14 protein-coding genes are annotated in these 20093 nt (G+C 52.7%); 10 read left to right on the top strand and 4 right to left on the bottom strand.

What is annotated here, in order from left to right; all coding sequences use genetic code 11:
• Positions 1-159: 159 nt before the first annotated feature.
• The gene (locus RIC19_RS12880) at positions 160-5106 is read right to left on the bottom strand and encodes an OmpA family protein (protein ID WP_350178735.1); all 4947 of its coding nucleotides are present in this window, start codon (positions 5104-5106) and stop codon (positions 160-162) included.
• A 135-nt stretch (positions 5107-5241) separates the two neighbouring features.
• Between RIC19_RS12880 and RIC19_RS12875 the strand changes: the two genes are divergently transcribed.
• Positions 5242-6135 carry a lysophospholipid acyltransferase family protein gene (locus RIC19_RS12875; RefSeq protein ID WP_350178734.1) on the top strand — a complete coding sequence of 298 codons (894 nt, stop codon included), beginning with the start codon at positions 5242-5244 and terminating at the stop codon, positions 6133-6135.
• On the opposite strand, the gene RIC19_RS12870 is transcribed toward RIC19_RS12875, so the two are convergent.
• The 3 genes from RIC19_RS12870 to RIC19_RS12860 form a co-directional block, all read right to left on the bottom strand.
• On the bottom strand, positions 6125-8410 hold the full coding sequence (locus RIC19_RS12870; RefSeq protein WP_350178733.1) for a DUF5916 domain-containing protein: 2286 nt from the start codon (positions 8408-8410) through the stop codon (positions 6125-6127). The genes RIC19_RS12875 and RIC19_RS12870 overlap by 11 nt on opposite strands.
• A 264-nt stretch (positions 8411-8674) precedes the next feature.
• Positions 8675-9010, bottom strand: coding sequence for a hypothetical protein (locus RIC19_RS12865; protein ID WP_350178732.1), 336 nt, complete (start codon positions 9008-9010; stop codon positions 8675-8677).
• Positions 9010-9723 (bottom strand): YebC/PmpR family DNA-binding transcriptional regulator, encoded by a 714-nt coding sequence (locus RIC19_RS12860; protein WP_350178731.1) that lies wholly within the window; start codon positions 9721-9723, stop codon positions 9010-9012. Before RIC19_RS12860 ends, RIC19_RS12865 begins: the two co-directional genes overlap by 1 nt.
• A gap of 193 nt (positions 9724-9916) precedes the next feature.
• On the opposite strand from RIC19_RS12860, the gene RIC19_RS12855 reads away from it, so the two are divergent.
• From RIC19_RS12855 to RIC19_RS12815, 9 genes are all read left to right on the top strand, one after another.
• Positions 9917-10531: a 3'-5' exonuclease gene (locus tag RIC19_RS12855; RefSeq protein ID WP_350178730.1), complete on the top strand. Its 615-nt coding sequence runs from the start codon at positions 9917-9919 to the stop codon at positions 10529-10531.
• Between the two features lie 724 nt (positions 10532-11255).
• Entirely contained in the window at positions 11256-14267 is a 3012-nt protein-coding gene (locus RIC19_RS12850) for a SusC/RagA family TonB-linked outer membrane protein (protein WP_350178729.1), read from the top strand.
• A gap of 27 nt (positions 14268-14294) precedes the next feature.
• Positions 14295-15872, top strand: coding sequence for a RagB/SusD family nutrient uptake outer membrane protein (locus tag RIC19_RS12845; RefSeq protein ID WP_350178728.1), 1578 nt, complete (start codon positions 14295-14297; stop codon positions 15870-15872).
• A gap of 78 nt (positions 15873-15950) precedes the next feature.
• On the top strand, positions 15951-17546 hold the full coding sequence (locus RIC19_RS12840) for a cadherin repeat domain-containing protein (RefSeq protein ID WP_350178727.1): 1596 nt from the start codon (positions 15951-15953) through the stop codon (positions 17544-17546).
• A gap of 171 nt (positions 17547-17717) precedes the next feature.
• Entirely contained in the window at positions 17718-18230 is a 513-nt protein-coding gene (locus RIC19_RS12835) for a dihydrofolate reductase (RefSeq protein ID WP_350178726.1), read from the top strand.
• Positions 18231-18317: 87 nt separating this feature from the next.
• Positions 18318-18629: a hypothetical protein gene (locus tag RIC19_RS12830; protein WP_350178725.1), complete on the top strand. Its 312-nt coding sequence runs from the start codon at positions 18318-18320 to the stop codon at positions 18627-18629.
• An 84-nt stretch (positions 18630-18713) separates the two neighbouring features.
• Complete coding sequence (locus RIC19_RS12825; protein WP_350178724.1) at positions 18714-18905, top strand: PspC domain-containing protein; 192 nt, start codon at positions 18714-18716, stop codon at positions 18903-18905.
• Between the two features lie 12 nt (positions 18906-18917).
• A complete protein-coding gene (locus RIC19_RS12820) occupies positions 18918-19655 on the top strand; it encodes a PPK2 family polyphosphate kinase (protein ID WP_350178723.1) in 738 nt (245 codons plus the stop codon).
• Positions 19656-19668: 13 nt separating this feature from the next.
• Positions 19669-20061, top strand: a complete 393-nt coding sequence (locus tag RIC19_RS12815; RefSeq protein WP_350178722.1) for an RNA-binding S4 domain-containing protein — start codon at positions 19669-19671, stop codon at positions 20059-20061.
• Positions 20062-20093 lie beyond the last annotated feature (32 nt).

Below are 20093 nucleotides of genomic sequence, written 5' to 3'. Positions count from 1 at the left end.
TTATGGTTCTGGCAAAGTCACTAAATTTGAGTTTAGCGGGCTAAATGAAAATTTAGTGAGGAAGTCAGAGCTTGCCCCGCATTTCTGCGGGGTTCATAAAGCGTTGATTTGCAATAGCAACGAGCTCCAAACATGCTCTTAATGTTTAATAACTATGTCTTACAAGCGCAGGATTTTTATCTCTACCCGCTGATTCCGCCTTCGCCCGTCTTCAGTCCGGTTGGAGAATAAGGGTTTACGCTTTCCATAGCCTTTGTAGAATACACGGTCGGAAGGGATCCCTTTAGCAACCAGGTACTCCGCCACGGCGCGGGCACGGGCCGTAGACAATTGGTCACAGTATTCATCCGGTGGCAGGTTGTTGGTGTGCCCGCCAATTTCCACTACGATTGAGGGGTTGTCATTCAGGAAGATATAAATTTCATTCAGCAAAGGTTTTACGGATTCCTGAATCCGGGAGCTGTCCGCTTCAAACTGCAGTTTCTGCATTTGAATGGTCTGCCCGCTGCTGACCGCCCGGGTCAGTTCCTTCAGTACGCGTTCCGTAATTTCAAACTCATCACTTGCCGTACATCCATTCGCATCCGTGATGGTTACGCTGTGTTGGCCCAGGCTTAGGTTTTCCACCTTTGGCCCTGTACTGCCATTATCCCAGGCTATACGGTAAGGAGGCGTACCGCCCTTTCCGCTCACTTCCGCTTTACCATCTTCACTGCTGTCGCTAAAGGCAGGCTCCACCCGGCCCAGCTCAGCGGTCAGGGGCTCGGGGGCCGTTAGCGTTACGGCAGCAGAGGCTTCGTTCCCGGCCTCGTCTGTCACTGTGATTTCATACTGCCCGGCGCCCAGCCCCCTGCGGTTCTCTCCACTTGTACTCTCATCGCTCCAGGTGATGGTGTAGGGCGGTTTGCCGCCATTGATAGTCGCTTGTACCGCTGCATCTGTTGCTCCGCTGCAGGAAACGGCCTGTGTGGCTTCCAGTTGTACTTGCAGCGGTAGGATGTTTTCAGAAATAGTGACGCTGGCTTCTGCTGTACAGCCTTTAGCATCCGTAACGGTCAGGGTATGGGCAGTGGGCGACAGCCCGTCTGCCTGCGGTGTGGAAGCGCCGGTACTCCATGCGTAAGTATAAGGTGCAGTCCCTCCTTTTGCCGTAGCTTTTGCAATGCCATCGCTGTTGTTGGTGCTGGCAGGCTGTACAGCTATGGCTTCCGCGGAAAGGAGCTCGGGCTCTGACAGTGCCAGTTCCGACTCCACTGTCGTGCCGGCGGCATCGGTCAGGGTCAGCTGATAGGCTCCGGCAGACAGTCCGGCTGCCTGTGGCTCAGTGGCACCGTTGCTCCAGTCATAAGCAAAGGGTGGCTTTCCTCCACTGATTACCGCGTTAAGGGCTCCTACCCCACCCTTGCAGTTGATCGGTGCAGAAACTTCAAGGCTCAGTTCCAGGGGCAATATATTTTCCGTGATTGCAATGCTTTCCGTCACGGTACAGCCTTTGGCATCGGTAACAGTAACACTGTGGGTGCCTGGAGGCAGGTTATCTGCCAGCTCGGCGTATACGTCCGTACTCCAATCATAGGTGTAAGGCGGAGTGCCCCCACTCGCTGAGGCCTTGGCTTTGCCATCTGCTGCATTTGTACTGGCGGGCTGTATGATGACCACCCCGGCAGACAAAGCCTCCGGTTCGGAAAGAACAATATTGGCAGCAGCCGTAGTGCCGGCGGCATCCGATACAGTGAGCGTGTAAGTACCGGCTGTCAGGCCAGTGGCTTTCACGCCTTCCTGCGCGCCCATCCACTGATAGGTGTAGGGCGGCTTACCGCCATTAACTTCGCTAGCAACAGCGCCCGTTGCTCCTCCGTTGCAGTCGACCGGCGTGACTACAATTAGAGACACCTGCAAGGGCAGAATATTCTCGCTAATGCTTACGGTAGCTGTAGCCGCACAGCTATTGGCATCCGTGATGGTCACAGTATGGTCACCCGGTGGAAGGCCATCTGCCTCCGCAGTGGATGCGCCCGTACTCCAGGCATAGGTATAGGGTGGTGCTCCCCCCTGTGCGCTACCACGGGCGACACCGTCTGAGTTGTTGGTACTGGCGGGCTGTACGGCCGCTGCGGTAGCCTGCACCGGGGCAGGTGCAGTCAGAGACAACGTGGCTTCTGCCGTCGTCCCCTGCGCATCCGTAACGGTTACCGTGTAAGCACCGGCTGGCAACCCGGTTGCCTCTTCGCCATCTGCACCGTTGCTCCAGGAGTAGGTATAAGGCCCTTTCCCGCCTTCAATGGTTGCCGAGAGCCCACCATCTTCCGCTTCGGCACAGGTAATGGCCTGGTTTTGGGCGACCGACACCTGTAGTGGGCGAATGTCTTCGATCATTTCCACCGAGATGGAGGAGTTGCAGCCTTTGGCGTCGGTCACGGTTACCGACTGCATCCCTGAGGGCAGCTGAAGGGCTTCTGCCCCCGTTTCCCCGCTGCTCCAGATATACTGATAGCCCTCGTTGCCGCCTGTTGCATTGACCACCGCACGCCCATCAGCCTGCCCCGGGCTGGCCTCGCCGGTGACTTCCACGCCTATCTTTAGTTTCGGTGGTGCATTCAGCAGCAATTCAGCGCTTGCCGTATTGCCGACTACGTCGGTAATAGTCAGGGTGTAGGTGCCGGCCGGGAGGGACTTCAACTGCCCCTCGGCTGTGCTGCCATTCGACCAGGCGTAAGCGAAGGGGCCCTTTCCGCCACTCACCATCGCTACCATTTGCCCATCGGAGGCTTCGGCACAGCTGATGGGCTGGCTGGCCTCCAGTTGTACTTCCAGTGGTGCGATATCTTCGGTAACGTCCACCTTGGCTGTGGCTTGACAGCCATTCTTATCGGTGACGGTGACGACGTACGCTCCGGCAACCAGGTTCGTAATTTCAGGAGTGCCGGCCCCGTTCGTCCATAGATAAGTATAAGGAGGTACGCCCCCACTGCCAGTAACCTGAGCGGCTCCGTCGGAGGCTCCTGTGTTAGCCGGGGCGACCTGACTGGCACGGGCTTTTAGCGCTTCCGGTTCTTTTACGTCTACCGAAGCATTGGCGGCAGTCCCGGCTGCATCAGTGACGGTGAGAGCATAGGTACCAGCGGTAAGGCCTTTGATATTTTCACTCGACTTCCCATCGCTCCAGGCATAAGTGAAGGGGCTTTTCCCGCCGGTCACTTTCGCCGATAGCGCTGCTGAAGCTGCACCCTGACAGTCAATCGTTTTGTCTTGCGCAATCGTCAGCGACAGCGGCAGGATATCTTCGCCTATGACCACCTCAGCGGTCGTTTCGCATCCGTTGGCATCCGTTACAGTGACGGTATACTTACCGGCTGACAAGCCACTCAGGGTGGCTTCGGCTGCTCCGGTACTCCACTGGTACTGGTAAGGCGGAACGCCTCCTGAAGCCTCAACAACAGCTGCGCCATCACTGCCATTGGCAGAAGCCGGCCGAGCCACCTGCGCCTGTACATCAAAGCCTGCTGGTTCTTCTACCGTAAAAGCAGCGGAGGCTACTGTGCCATTGGCATCAGTGATGGTAACCGCATAGTCACCGGCAAGGAGCCCGGTAAGCTGCGGGGTCGGTGCATCCGCCACACTCCATTGATAGGTGTAAGGTTTGGCGCCCCCTTCAGCGACAGCCTTGAGGACGGCGCTCTTATTCCCCTGGCACTTGATGGGCTTGATCTGCTCGATTTGTACAGCTAAGGACTCCAGCGTTCGGGAAACATTGACGACCGCAGTCGCTTCGCAGCCCAGGCGGTCCGTCACGGAAACGGTATGCGCCCCTTCCACCAGCTTCATCGCCACGGGTGTCGCTTCTCCGTTATCCCAGGTATATTTATAAGGAGGCATACCGCCCTGTACACGTGCCTCTGCCTGCCCGTCGGCTGCACCAGCGGCGCTCACTTTGCTTTTGGCTTCCGCCCGCAGGCTTATCCGCCGGTCCGGTACACTGATATCCGCCAGGCGGCTATTCCCTTTCGTATCGGTAATCGTAAGGCGGTAAGTACCCGGTGACAGGCGTTCCGGGCTGTTCCCTTCTGCATTACCGGTCCAATTGAAACTGTAGGGTGGCGTCCCTCCGCTCACTTTCACCCGCAGGGCCCCATCGGCCCCATTGCCATCGCAAGTCACCGGGCTCACCAGCTCTACGGTAGCTACCAGGGACGAGCCTTTTTGAATGACGTACACGCCTTTGTCCTCAGTGCCAATCCAAACGGCACCGTCCAGGTCAACGGCCAGGTGGTTGGCAAATTCGCTGGTGTATTCCTCCGCTCCCCCGAAGACCTTGGTCTCCCCCGTTGCCGGGTCATAACGGGTGATGATACGGGAGGCAATCCACAACTGCCCTTTGCCATCTAGTGCAATATCCGTGATGGTGCCCTCGATGTCATCCGAAGGCAAGTCGGTAAGCTCCCAGCGGTCGCGGCGGTCAACTTTGCCAACCAGGCCATCGCCCATCAGCCAGACTTCCCCATTAGCGATGGCGATGGCTTCAATGATCAGCCCTTTTTCCAAAAGGTCCCACTTGCCAGCTTTGCCCACCAGAGCGCCATCGTTGGTGCCAATCCAGATACGGCCCGGGCCATCCTTTGCGATATCGTGCACGAAATTGGACCGGAGCTTGGTATTGTCCATAGACAACTGCTCCTTAAAAGCGAGGGTGCCGTTCTCCTGCTTGAGGCGGTAGGCGCCAGTGAGGCTGGTACCCAGCCAAATATCCTGATTGATCTCATCGTAAAAGGCGGCCGTGATGTAGTTGTCTTCATCAATAATATCACCGATAGCATCCAGGAGGGCCTGCTTTTGCCAGCGGATATCGGCATTGCCGCCCGGGAACTGGAAGAGCCCCATTTCACCCGGCTGCAGAGTGATGGGGTCAGAAGAACGCGCACCAATGACTTTTTTAATATTCTGGGTGTTGGCCACCCACTTGGTGTTATCGGTATCCACAAAAATATTCCGGACCGGACTGCCCCAGGGCAGGGCGGTGCTCCGGATGACTTCCAGGTTTTCGTCCTGTGCTTTCCCGGCAAGGGCCAGCAAAATCAAAGCAAGCGATAGTAGGTAGCTTCTGCTCATGGTATGGTTTTCTGAATTTCCGGCGCAAAGTTAGGCAACCTGAAGCAAAACGCAGTATACCGTTTAATATTACCTTTGTGGCGCCGCCGGAAGCGGGTACGCTGCCCGGTCCACATTAACGAATGTTTGAATGATATGAATGCTGTACTGTTTTACCTGCTCCTGAAGCCCCTTTCCTATGTGCCGCTGCCCGTTATGCACCGGTTTTCTGACCTGCTGTCCTGGCTCCTGTTTCGGGTATTGGGCTTTCGCAAAAAAGTCATCCTGGGCAACCTCCAACGGTCCTTTCCGGAAAAACCAGCCCGGGAAATCGACCGCATTGCCCGCGAATACTACCGGCACTTGTGTGATCTCGTTGTCGAAGCCGTACGCTGCTTCAGTATCCCCGAAGCCGAAATCAAACGCCGGGGTGTAATCAAGAACCCGGAAATCCTGGAGCCTTTCTTTGAAAAGCAGCAGCCGGTTATCCTTTGTGCCGGACATTATAACAACTGGGAAATGACCGCTACCGCTATGCCTATGTACATCCGGCACCGGGTGGTGGGCCTCTACAAGCCGCTGAAAGACTCCTTTTTGAACCAAAAAATCACCGAATCACGGAGCCGCTTCGGTATGGACATGGTGTCCATCCGGAAAACCCGGGACTTTTTTCAGGCAGACCATGGCGTGAGCATCATCCTTTTTGCGACCGATCAGGCCCCTTCCAACCCCAACCGGGCGTACTGGACGGAGTTCCTGCATCAGGACACCGGGGTACTCTACGGTACGGAAGCCTACGCCCGTAAATACAACTACCCGGTCATTTTCGGGTACATCGATAAGGTTAAACGCGGCCATTACGAAATCCGGTTCACGGTAGTCACTGACGACCCTGGCAGCATGCCCGAAGGAGCTATCACAGAGGCCCACACCCGCCTGCTGGAAGCGGAAATCCGCCAGAAGCCCGAATTCTGGCTTTGGAGCCACCGCCGCTGGAAACATACCCGGCCAGCCAATTGGGAACTGCAGACCAAGCCGTCTACAAATTGAGCCAGTAAGTTGCTTTCAGCACCACTGCCCGGTTCTTGCCCCTCGGGTTGACCAGAAACTGATCTGAGAAATAGTTATCCGTATAAACCAGGAAGATATCCGATACGGGCTTGAAGCGCCACTGCAAACGGGTATTGATGTTGACGTTATCCGCTTGCGTATTGTACTGCAGGAACACACTGAAGAACAGGCTGCGCGAAAACGAAAGCTCTGCCCGTGGCCCTACGAGCCAGATGCCGGCATCGTTGTAAGGTGCGGGCAGCGCGATGTCCGTGTAAGTGGCATCGAGCGCCAGAATCCCAATGGGCTGCCAGCGGTAATTGAGCTGGAAACGCAGGCGTGAAAAATCACCATTGAAGTACTGCCCGTAGCTGCCCTCCACCCCATAGTAAAAATCCTTGCGGACATCAGAGTTGTAGCTGAGGTCGAGCGTCGGATAGGTGTAGTCGGTGCCCTCGGGCAATTCCACGCCACCGGTATTGGTCGGATCAAAGGGGAAAAACAGGTAAGTATAGTTTTGGGTATAGCCCAGGCGGAGCTGGCTCTGCCCCGGGAAATCCATAAACGCACCGGCGCTCAGCTCCCGGTCGGTCAGTTGGTAATCCGGCTGATTGAAAATAAATTCGGTCCGGGCATCAAGCCCAAAGGCGATGACCCGTTCTGCCCACCATTTTTTCTTGGGGAAAATCAGGTGAGTAATACCGGGCGAGGTGGATAAAAAGCCCGGACGGGGCACGAAGCCCATTTCCGCTTCGTGGTTGCGCCCGATGTAGTGGGTAGGGAAAAAGAATCGCCAGTTGCGCAGGTAATGCCCGACGAAGAGCGCCGCCGCCTGTGCATCAACGTTGTTGTCGTTGGTAAAAGAGCGGTGGTAAAAGGCTTCAGCTTCCCATTTGTTGTCTTTGGAGAACAGGTTGTACTCCAGGCCTGCTACCCGGTTGAACGCCTCCGGGTCTACTTCGTACCCTCCGTTCCCATCCTGGCGGTAATTGATTTTATTGGTAAAGATGGCGCCTACAAAGGAGCGGTCAAAGACTTTGCGCTGCAACACCCCCACCGAGTAGTTGGCAGGGGCTAAACCAGCATCTGCTACCGAACCGGTCTGCATATTGAGCAGGCCCACGCGCCAGTTGTTGTCGAGCTTGCCACTTAGGCGGGCCCCGGCGAGGATAGGCACATTAAAGCTGCGCTGCACCTCTATCTCGTCCCCATCGGTAGTGGTGCGCCGCAGGGTACCCTGTGCCAGCCCGATCCTGCGGCTGAAAAAGGGTCGGCTGCTTGGAAAGCCAAACTTGCCAAAGAGGTCTTCATTTTCCAGGAAAAATTGGCGGCGCTCCGGAAAAAACAGCTCAAACCGGCTCAGGTTGGTCAGTTGCCGGTCCACTTCCACCTGGCTGAAATCGGGGTTGAACGTCAGGTCGAGGTTCAGCGCAGGCGTAATGGCAATTTTGGCGTCGCCTCCGGCATTCAGGTTACGTTCGGCGGGCAGCCGGAATTCTTCATCGCGCTCCACACCAGCGATAGTGTAGGGAATAAGAGACACGTTCAGGCCCGGGCTGGGCGGTGGGCTGCCCCAGCGCAGCGGCCGTGTAAAAGCCAGGTTGTTGATCCCAAACTGACGGGGCACCGGGTTCCAGCTTGAGCGTTCGTTCTGCCTGACTGAGATCCGGCTGAAGTTGATGCGCCACTGATTATCGCCCGATGAGCGTTTGTACCGCAGGGTTTTGAAGGGGATCGCCATTTCAACCACCCAGTATTCCGGATGATTGGACACCTCGGCGTACCATTTGTTGTCCCAGTCGGTAGAGATGGCGTTCCCGTTGTCGATCAGGCCCTCCCTTCGCACATTGAGCGGCGTAACTGCAAAGTGGAAACCATTGATCTTGTCCTGAAAAGGGTCAATATTGACGGCGAATTCATCGGAAGGCCCCAACTCGAAATCCCGGCGCAGGGAAGTCACGATGTAGTCCTCCTGAGGTTGATAGATAATGGCACCAATATACAATGCCGCTTCGTCAAAGGTGACGCGCACCTCAGTGTCCAGTGCGGCGTAGGAAGTGTCAAAAGGGAAGTTCTGATAAAAACCGGTAGCGATGCCGGCGGCTTCCCAGGCGGGCTCGTCCAGCACCCCATCCAACCGCATCGCACCTTCCGCAGGCTGTATGAGCAACGCATCTGTCTCTTGTGCGAAAGCACTCATACCACTAAACACCAATACCCATACCCATACCACCAGCCCCTTCAGGCTGGCCTTAACCCTTTCTTTTCCCGTCATTCACCTAAATAGTTGCCTGCTCCGGCGGAGCTTTTGTGTTCCTAAAGTATGCAGTAACCTGACTATGCAGGCTTAGAGCGTTTTGGGACTTTTGTCTTCTAGTCGAAAACTAACAATTTTTTGGTTAGACGAGGCACGAAAACCGGAGTTTAGCCTGAGCTAAATGAGGATTTTCGGGACGAAGTATAAGCAAAAAAGTGTAGTTTGCAGACCGATTACTAAAGTCCCAAAACGCTCTTGGAGCGTGTTGGGACTTATTTCCAACTAATCCTCTTCGATCGTATCCGTTACCATCGTCTCTACATGGTAATTGTAGAACCGCTCGAAGAGCGCCCAGTCCAGTGTTTCCGGCCAGTCGCTCTCGTCCAGGCTCCACCCTTCCAGCAGTACGCTGAGCAGGTCGGCTACATTAGCCTTCAAATGCTCCAGTACTTCTTCGGTGGTCTCGAAATCGGGGAGCAGAAAAACATCCCCTTCATCGTGCTGATCCTTGTCGCTGAAATCCAGAGGGTTTTCCGGAAAGACGGCATTGGCCCATTCATAAAGTGCCGGTTTCGGCATGACGACAACTGCGGTGCGGTTGATATGATAAAAGTCCATTATTCTTCTTTCATGTTGTGGAAAACAGCGTTAACATCATCGTCATCTTCCATGATTTCAATAAGTTTGATAACATCCTCGACTTCACTGTCGCCAAGTTCTTTGTAGTGGCTGGGAATACGGATCAGTTCAGATTCTGCTACTTCCAGCCCAAACTCCTCGATCCCCTTTTGGAGGTTGCCATAGTCCTCGAAGGCACAGACCAGCACCAGTTTATCTTCTTCACGCTTCAGCTCTTCCAGGCCGAAGTCGATCAGCCCGAGCTCCAGTTCTTCGGGGTCCTGCCCTTCCGCCTCCACCTTGAAGTGGGCTTTACGGGAAAACATGTAATCGACTGAGCCGGAGGTACTCAGGTTGCCGCCGTACTTCGAGAAGATATGACGGACACTGGCCACCGTACGGGTGGGGTTATCCGTGGCCGTTTCCACAATGAGGGCAACTCCGTGGGGGGCATACCCCTCGTAAACCAGTTCCTCGTAGTTCTCAGCATCTTTGGACGTTGCCTTTTTGATGGCATTTTCCACGTTTGCCTTAGGCATATTCGCAGCCTTGGCATTCTGAATGGCCAGGCGTAAGCGCGGGTTGTACTCGGGGTCTGCCCCGCCTTCCCGAATCGCTATAGCTATCTCCCGGCCGATGCGCGTGAACGTCTTGGCCATATTGGCCCAGCGTTTCATTTTCCGCTCTTTGCGGTATTCAAATGCGCGTCCCATATCTGCAATTTAGATTTAAGTCAAAGTACCCTATTGTAAGGCGCTTTAGCAAAAGCGCTGTTTCAAATTGATGACAAAATTAGCGTTTACAAATCAGCCTGCCATACTTACTTATTATTTTTTTCACGTAATAACCAGAGAGTTTCTTCCAAAGCCCTAAAAATCCATTATTTTTAAGCCCACAAATCTCATTATGGAATATTTGGTAATTGATCTGGAGATGTCGGGCGACGACCCGAGTTACCACGATGTCATAGAAATCGGTGCTGTTTTGTACACCGACAACTGGACAGAACTGGGGCGCTATCAATCTTATGTGTACCCAGAAAACGAAGAGGCTTTTTCCAAGCCTTCCGAAGAAGTGCATGGCATTAGCCTGGAACAACTCAAGGATGCTCCCATGCTGGATGATGTGCTGCCGGAATTTGAGGCCTGGATGGTAGGCCTGCGCAAGCTCAAGCCGGACCCCTTTGACAACAGCCGGGCGCTGCGGCACACCATGATTTCGGGCCTGGGCATCGTCAATGACTTCGCTTTCCTGCGCGCCGCCTACGGTATCATTAACCGCCGCTGGCCCTTTAGCTACCACATGCTGGATATGCAGTCGCTCACTCATACCCTCTTTCCCATCTTCAAAGCGGCCGGAGAGGCCGTTCCGGAACGCCAAAGCCTGACGGCTATTGCCGCCTACTTTGGGCTGGAGCGGGAGACCGAAGAGCATAATGCCCTTGAGGATGCTGTCCTGACCGGCCGTAGCTTTATTGAGCTGAATAAGATGATCAGCAGGCTCAGAGTGGAACGGCCTTAGAGCTTTGTCAAACATAAACTCAATGACTGGAAAGGTAAACTTCCGTATATAGGTTTGCCTTCTTTGCGCTGCCCGGAAGAAAAAGCAGCCTTCTCTCATCTGTTCTATAGTGCTGCAAGCCAATCTCCTGGCCTTAGAGCTTATTGGGATTTTACACTTCGGGCTGCTCTTGCCAAATTTTGCCCTGCTCTTCGTTGTTCTTCGGTTACGTAGCTAAGGCTATGTGATTCAAGAATGGGCCCCTTTAATCCCATTCTTGAATGTATCACGCCTTAATCAGAACAAAATTTGGCTGCGTTCGCTCCAAAAGCAAAATCCCAACAAGCTCTTATCAAATGATAAAAATAAAGCCCTAAAAAACAAAAGCGCTGACAAAGATCACCTTACCACTGTGCTGAGATGCTTTCCTTTGTGGATATCCAAACAAAAAAGAAATATTAAATGCAATAACCTGGCGAATGATGCTCAAAAGCCCACTCCAGATTAAAGATATTTCAAAATCAGGTAGGGTAATTTCGCAGCAAGAAATACATTTGCACTGTAGTTTGGGCACTCCCACGACATTAGCCTTTATTGAAAAACGTTGACTATTGTTGACAAAAAAACAGATGATCAGTCGTTTACGCCAATTATTCAAACGACTCTATTAGTACAAAACCATTACTAATGTATTGACACGGGTAATCTGAACTTACCATACAAACTAAACTAAATTGTAGCTCTTATGAAAAACATTCTGCGATTGGTCGTAGCTTTTGCAGCTGCGCTGCTCCTGGTCCAACAGGGGTATGCTCAGGGTACTGTGAAAGGCACAGCGACCGACGAAAATGGCGAGGCCCTGATCGGGGCCACCATTCTGCTGGTGGGCAGCAGCCGGGGAACGGCTACCGACTTTGACGGTAACTACGTCCTCGAAAATGTGCCGGCTGGCGAACAGCAACTCCGGGCTTCCTATACGGGATACGGAGACTTTACCAAAACCATTACCGTAAGAGACGGAGAAACCGTTACCCTTGACTTCCAACTGGGCGAAGACGCTGAAGTGCTGGAGGAAGTGGTGGTCATCGGTTATGGCTCGGTGCGCAAGGAAGATGCGACCGGGGTAGTTGCGAAAATTGAAGATAAAAACTTCAACCGTGGGGCGATTGTCTCACCGGAGCAGCTTATCTCAGGTAAGGTAGCGGGTGTACAAATCGCACCCGGCGATGGTTCGCCCGGTGGCGGTTCTGCCATTCGTATCCGGGGCGGTACTTCCATCAATGCCAGCAATGAGCCGTTGTTTGTGATTGACGGGATGCCTATCGACAACGAGGGCGTAGCGGGTAGCCGGAACCCATTGAACTTCCTCAACCCAAGTGATATCGAGTCCTTCACCGTACTAAAAGACGCCTCTGCTACCGCAATTTACGGCTCACGGGGCGCGAACGGGGTTATCATCATTACCACCAAGAAGGGGCAGGAAGGCGGTCGCCCGCGCGTCAATTATGACGGCTATTACACCGTTAATGAAATCCGCGGAGAACCCGGCATGCTCGATGCAGGTAATTTCCGTGATGTGGTGACTTTCTTCGCACCAAGCCGACTGAACGCACTGGGTGACAACAACACCAACTGGTTTGACGAAATGCTACGTCAGGCGCAAGGCCAAAACCACTCCCTGAGTGTATCCGGCGGTGGCCAGGACTTTGGCTACCGTATTTCCGCTGGTTATCAGCAGCTCGAGGGTATTATACGAGGTTCTGAGACCGAGCGGACAAGCTTTGGCCTGAACTACAACCATAAATTCTTTGACGACAAGCTAAAGGTCAGCACCAACCTGCGTGGTGCACGTACCCGCGATATCTTCGATCCGGGCATAGGGGCAGCGTGGGACCTGGACCCTACACAACCCGTATTTGATGCTGACAACGACGCATTCGGAGGCTTTTTCTCCTACGGCAACTCCCTTGCACCGCGCAACCCGGTTTCCGCAGCGGAACAGCGTGTAGATCAAGGGCAGTCCTTCCGTACCATTGGTAATATGGAGATTGAGTACGCCCTCGATGACTTACTGGAAGGCCTTAGCGTCAAGACCAACGTTGGTTTTGACATCAATCAGGGCGACCGCAACACCTTTGAGCCGACCACCTACACCAATACGCAGGTGGCTAACTTCAATGGTTTGGTGAAAATCGAGAACTTCACGCGGACCAACTACCTCTTTGATGCTTATCTGAACTACGATAAGGCACTCAACGAGCGCAACAACCTGAAGCTGACGGCGGGCTACTCCTACCAGGACTTCTATGAGCAATACCCACTTTTTGAAGGTCAGAACTTATCAACCGACCAGTTTGGCATCAACGGGCCGGCACAAGCAGAAGATGTATTCCCTTCAAATTCGGTATTCGAAAACCGCCTGATCTCTTTTTGGGGCCGTGCGATTTATAACTTCGACGAGCGCTATATCCTTACCGCTACTCTGCGCCGCGACGGCTCTACCCGTTTTGGACCGGAAAGCCGCTGGGGCTTGTTCCCATCAGCAGCCGTTGCCTGGCGTGTACTTCAGGAAGACTGGGCTGAAGGCCTGAATAATGTTTTCTCTGACCTGAAATTCAGAGTCAGCTACGGGATAACGGGTAACCAGGATATTGGGGACTACCGCTACCTGCCTCAGTATGCTTTTAGCGATCAGCGGGCACGCTACCAAATTGGTACGGATGCCGATGGCAATCCGATTTTCGTCAATACCGCCCGTCCGAACGCCTATGATCCGGGCCTGCAGTGGGAGGAAACGGCCTCTCTGAACGTAGGCCTTGAATTTGGGTTTGCCAATGGCCGTTTCAATGGTGCGCTGGAATATTATACACAAACCACCAGCCAGCTTTTGTTTGAAGTCAACGTGCCTGCAGGTACAAACTTGTCTGACCGCGTACTGACCAACATCGGTGAGCTGGAGAATCAGGGGGTAGAACTTACCCTAAACGCCAATATCCTTAATACTCCGGATATGAGCTGGGACCTGACCGGTAACGTAGCTTACAACCGCAATGAAGTACTCGGCTTGTCTAATATTGCAGGAGACGCAGGTATTCTCCGCGGCGGTATCGCCGGTGGTGTGGGCAACAACGTCCAAATCCTCCGTGTAGGCCAGGCCGTCGATGCCTTTTACGTATACGAGCATATTCTAAATGATGACGGCACACCTGTTTCGGATGAAGATGATCTGATGATGTATGTTGATCAGAACGAAGATGGCCAAATCAATGAACTGGACCGCCGGATTTTCCAAAATCCTGCACCAGATATTTTTTATGGTTTGACGTCAAACTTCCGATTCAAAAGCTTTGACCTTGCTATGACAATCCGTGGTGCCATTGGTAACTATGTTTACAATAATAATGCTTCTAACCGCGGGTACTTCCAGCGGGTGCAGGGCGTTAATATTGGTGATGACCGTTTTTTCCTCAACAACGTACACGAGTCGGTACTGGAAACGCAGTTTGTAGCGCCTCAGTACTTCTCTGATTACTACGTGGAGGATGCTTCGTTTATGCGCCTGGACAACGTGACTTTAGGCTATACCTTCCTGCCGAAGCGCGGTATTTCCAGCTTGCGCCTTTACGTAACCGGTCAGAACCTGCTCGTCTTCACGAAATACAGCGGCCTGGACCCGGAAGTGGGCGTAAATGGTATAGACAATGCCCCGTACCCACGCCCGATGGGCTTCATTTTTGGTGCAAGCCTGGGTCTTTAATTTGTTGAACACAAGAAAAATTAAGCCATGAAAAAAATCATAAATATTGGGTTAATCGCGGTGCTCGCCATGATGTCTGCCTGTACAGACCTCGATGTGCAGCCCAAGAACGATCTAACCCCTGATGTTTTCTTTACTGATGACGCAGCATATGAGCGTTTTCTGACACGTATTTATGCGGGCCTGGCCGTTACCGGTCAGCAGGGACCTGCAGGTAATGCGGATATCAAATCACTGGATGAAGGGTTCTCCAGCTACCTGCGGCAGTACTGGCAATTGCAGGAGCTGCCAACTGATGAAGCGGTCATTGCCTGGAATGACGATGGACTGCCTGACCTGGTTACACAGGGCTGGAGCAGTACTAACCAATTCGTACGTGCGATGTACTACCGGGTGTTCTTCCAGGTTTCCCTGGCCAATGAATTCCTGCGTGAGTCTACGCCTGAAAAGCTCGATAGCCGTGGGGTCAGCAAGGAAGTCGCTGATCAAATGTCGACTTACCGCGCAGAAGCCCGCTTTATGCGTGCCCTGAGCTACTGGCATGGTATCGACTTCTTCGGTGATATTCCATTCTATACCGAAGACCAGGTTATTGGTTCTACTGCCCCTACTCAGTTCAGCCGCCGCGAAGTCTTTAACTTCGTCGTCAATGAATTGAATGAAATCGAAGGCGACATGCTGGAAGCCGGCACCGCCCCTTACGGTCGTGCCGATAAAGGCGCGCTGTGGATGCTGCAGGCTAAGCTTTACCTCAATGGAGAAGTGTACACCGACGGAGAAACGTACTGGAATGAAGCGGTGGATGCTTGTAACAAAATCATTGAGTCTGGCGCTTATACCCTCATGGATGAGTACCACCACAACTTCCTGGCTGACAACGACCGCTCCACAGAAACCATCATGTCGGTTAATTTCGACGGAGATGCCACGCAAACCTTTGGCGGGACCACTTACCTGGTACACGCTGCCATCGGTGGTGCGATGAATGCAGAGAACTACGGTGTCAACAACGGTTGGGGCGGCCTGCGGACGCTGCCCTCACTAGTCGACCGTTTTCCAGATGAAACCGGCAACATCGACGAGCGGGCTATTTTCTTTACCGAAGGGCAAACCAAAGCTGTAGAAGCCATTAACGAGTTCACCAATGGTTACACCGTACCCAAATATCAGAATATCACCTCTGAGGGTGTACCGGGCAGTGACCCTACTTTCGCAGATACCGACTACCCGATGTTCCGCTTCGGTGAAGTGCACCTGATTTACGCTGAGGCCGTCCTGCGCGGCGCCACCAATGGCGATTTGGGTACGGCAGTAGCTTACATCAATGCGTTGCGGCAGCGGGCCTACAACAATGATGCCGGCAATATTGCAGAAGGTGACCTCAACCTGGATTTTATCCTCGATGAACGCAGCCGTGAGCTCTACTGGGAAGGCGTGCGCCGTACTGACCTGATCCGTTTCGGGCAGTTTACGGAAAATGGCACCTGGGCATGGAAAGGCAATATCCGGGAAGGAACAACGACTTCTCCCCACCTGCGCCTCTACCCCATCCCGGCCGAGGAGCTGCTGGCGAACGACAATCTGGAGCAAAACCAGGGCTATTAAATCTTTTATGGGCGGCGGTGCTCCAAATAGCGCAGCCGCCTATTCGAAAATTTATCAAATTTTCAATCAGATTAAGACATGAAAAATTTCCTTAAAATATTCTCCATCCTGGTTTTGGCGGGGCTCGTGGCCTTCAGCTGTACTAAGGATGAAATTGATGTGAAAGCGCTGACGGACTTCGCGCCGGGCATCGTGTCCATTTCGCCAGCCAATAACAGCAAAATTGTGGTTGGCAACTTCGACCTGAAGGTTATTGTGGCAGACGGCGAGTCTTCGCCCCTGTCTGAAGTTTCGGTTCAGCTGACTGATGAGTTTGGCAATACCTTAGTAGAGGCTACACAGAGCCTGTCCGGCACCCGCGATAGTATTGTCGTGCCTGGTGCTGACTTTTTAGTGCCTGCCGATCAGCTCGGTGCAGGGGTTTACAATATCAACATTACCGTTACTGACGCTAAGGGTCAAACGGCTAACCGCAGCACAACTTTTGAAATATCTCTACTGCCTTTCGCAGCCAACCACGATATCATGTGGATCGCCGGTGCTTTCAATGGCTGGGGTGGGGACGAGATGACGCTCGTGGCCGACCACACCTGGGAAGTCTCCGGTGTTGACCTGCTCGGCGACGAGTGGAAGATCAAAAACTGCCTGGACTGGTGCGATGAAGACTGGGGCGATACTGACTGCAATGGATTTATGGAAAGCAGCCTGTCCGGTGGCAATGGCAATACGGCCTGTGGCTACTCCGGTGAGGTAACCGTTTCCTTCAACGACGAGACGCTGGAGTACACCGTACGACCGGCTGTTGAATTCGCAACCAACCTTTCTGGCCTTTACCTGCTCGGCACCTTCAACAACTTTGATGGTGATGAGTACCGTTTCCAACTGGTATCTGACAACACCTGGGAGTTGGCGGAAGTAGAACTGGCAGAAGGCGATGCGTTCAAATTTGCCGAAATGCCCAACTTCATGGGCAAAAACTTCGGTGATGCCGACGGTGATGGTGTAGCCGAAGAGTTTGGCAACAACGCCATGTTCATGGGCGACCCCGGCATTTACAAAATCACCTTCAATGACGCTACACTGGAGTACACTATGGAATTCCTGGGCACCGGCGGCGGTGGTGGATTTGAGTCCATCGGCATCATTGGTGATGCGACCCCTGGTGGTTGGGATGTGGATACGGACCTTACGGATAATGGAGACGGCACCTATTCCATCCTGGTTGGGCTGCTCGATGGGTTCGTTAAGTTCAGGGCAGATAATGACTGGCCCGTTAACTGGGGAGGATCCGACTTCCCGACCGGTGTAGGTGTACAGGATGGACCGGATATTCCGGTTACTTTCGGGCTCTACCAGGTCACTTTCACACCAGAGACTGGCGAATATACTTTTGAGGAAGCCTCTGTTGGTATTATTGGTGATTCCACGCCTGATGGCTGGGATGCAGATACCGATATGACTCCCGATCCTGAAGAGCCCTCCGTACAAACCGTTAACATCGAACTAACAGATGGTTTTGCGAAGTTTCGGTTAAATAACGACTGGCCGGTCAACTGGGGAGGGTCCGACTTCCCAAGTGGCGTCGGTACACAAGATGGGCCAGATATCCCAGTTACTGCAGGGACCTACAACGTACGCCTGAATGTACTGACGGGAGAATACTCCTTTGATTAAACACTTAAGGCGTTTGCGAATAGCAAAGCCCCAACACGCTTTAATTGAAATAGTGTGGCGATAGCCCACAACACAACAGGCAGGTGCCAAAAGCGCCTGCCTTTTTTTATAGCGTGTTGGGATTTTACGGCATGGGCTGTACATTTGGATGGACCGAAAGCAATAGTACCTATGGAAATCGTAATGATCGCTGCCCGCTCAGAAAACGGCGTAATTGGGAAAAACGGGGGCCTCCCCTGGCATATGCCCGCTGATGAAGCTGTCTTTTTGAATGAGATCGAAGGCTGCTTCCTGCTCTCCGGCCGGAAGTCTTATGAGTCAAATCAGGGCAACACTATATTCAGGAATAAGCAATTTGTCATCATCACCCGACAGGAAGATTACGAGGCCGGGCCCGGCGGGCATATTGCGCATAGTGTGGAAGCCGGTATCGAATTGGCGAGAGCGCAGCAGGCTCCGCGGCTTTGTGTTCTTGGCGGCGGTGAAATTTACCGGCAGGCTATGCCCTACGCTGATCAGCTGATCATCACAGACATACATACGTACGTAGAGAACGGAGATGCCTTCTTCCCACAGATCGACCCCGAGCACTGGGCCCTTACCCAACAGGCCTCCCACGAAGCAGACGAGAAGAACCCTTTTCCCTGCACTTTCAATTGGTACCAAAGACGCTCAAACACCTAATTTACTCAAAATCAAAAAGATAAATAAAACATCTAAGCGTTTGAAAACGTTTTCTTAGCAAATCAAGGATATAAACAACGTACTTTAATGGAATACTTCGTAGCCGCAATTGCAGGCTTAGTGGTGGCAGTTATTTATGGATTCACCCATCAGCAGCAGCAAAAACAGGAAAAAAGAAGAGCTCCCCACCCTGCCCTCGACACTCAGAACACGACCAATTACAATATGGAAATTCTCGAAGAAGCCCCCCTTAAGAAACTCTCCCCCGAAGATGCTCAGCGTATGATTGAACACTGGAAACGCGGGGGGTACATTCCTTCTCACCGCGAGTTCTACGCCGTGCAGAGGGTACTCAGGCGCGATGCTAAAGCCCAGCTTAAAGAAGCACAGGAAAGTTAAGCTCCCGTTATAAAGCCTTGTTTTCTCAGGGCTTTTCTTTTTTATCAGTTCTCCCTATCTTACCCGTCTAATCCAAATTCCAGTATGCTAAACCGAAAATTAAGAAAGCGGAAAGATCAGGCTGTCTTTGGCGGTGTTTGCGCCGGCCTAGCTGAGTACTTCAACTGGGACCCAACTAATGTCCGGTTATTTTACATCCTGCTCTCGGTTCTGAGTGCTGCCTTTCCGGGGCTGCTGGTATACCTTTTACTCTGGCTTTTTATGCCGGAACGATAAACTCTAAGGTGAATGATCAAACTCAGTGAAATTCCAACTACGCCTCCCGAAGACCTTGATCGGGATGAAATCGAGAAAAAGACCGAAAAATTGCAGGAGCGGCTAGGCGACCTGCAAAAGTTACTCTACGCCGAACAGGAACACGCCGTGCTCGTCATCTTCCAGGGTATGGATGCCAGTGGAAAAGATGGCGCGGTGAAGCATACTTTCAAAGATTGCCACCCGCACGGCATTAGTGTTCACAGCTTCAAGAAACCTACCGAAGAAGAGCTTTCCCATGACTTCCTGTGGCGGGTGCACCAACGAGTGCCTGCCAAAGGTATGATTCAGGTTTTCAACCGTTCTCACTACGAGGACATTCTCATACAACGCGTGCACGGCTGGATTGACGACGAGCGTGCCTACCGGCGCATGACGGCGATCAATGCCTTTGAAGAACTCCTCGAATTTGACAGTAATACTCATATTTTCAAGTTCTATCTCCATCTTTCCTATGAACAACAACGGGAAGAGCTGCAGGAGCGTATTGACGAGCCGGAGAAGCACTGGAAACATAACCCCAATGACTGGAAAGAGCGAGAGCATTGGGACACCTACCGCAAATACTACGAATATGCGATCAACGAAAGCCACATCCCGTGGACCATCGTTCCCGTGGACAAGCGCTGGTACCGGAACTATATTGTGGTCAAAACGTTAGTGGAGAAACTGGAGAGTTTAAACATGCAATACCCGCCTCTCCCAATATAATTCAGGATAATTTATGGCAGATATTGAGAAAGTACGAGTAGACAAATGGCTGTGGAGCGTCCGGATTTTCAAATCGCGCACACAAGCGACAGACGCTTGCAAGTCAGGTAAAGTGCATGTAAATGACTCGGTAGCCAAACCTTCTCAACTCATTCAGCGGGAAGACAATCTGAAAGTTAAAAAGAATGGTTTCCAGTTTCAATATAAGGTCACAGACCTGATTCAAAAGCGTGTGGGCGCCCCAATCGCTCAAACCTGCTACGAAGACCTCACGCCTGAAGAGGAACTCAACAAATACAACGAATGGTTTGTGGGCAAAGGCAGGACTGAGTTCCGGGACAAAGGCGCGGGCCGCCCTACCAAACGGGACCGCCGCAAAATCGAACAACTCAAGGACAAATTGTAGCGCTGCCCGCGCAAGTAAGCTTGCCTGGCAGC

This window comes from Phaeodactylibacter sp., assembly GCF_040219495.1.
Taxonomy (GTDB): Bacteria; Bacteroidota; Bacteroidia; order Chitinophagales; family Saprospiraceae; genus Phaeodactylibacter.
This window is presented reverse-complemented; position numbering and strand designations above follow the sequence as displayed.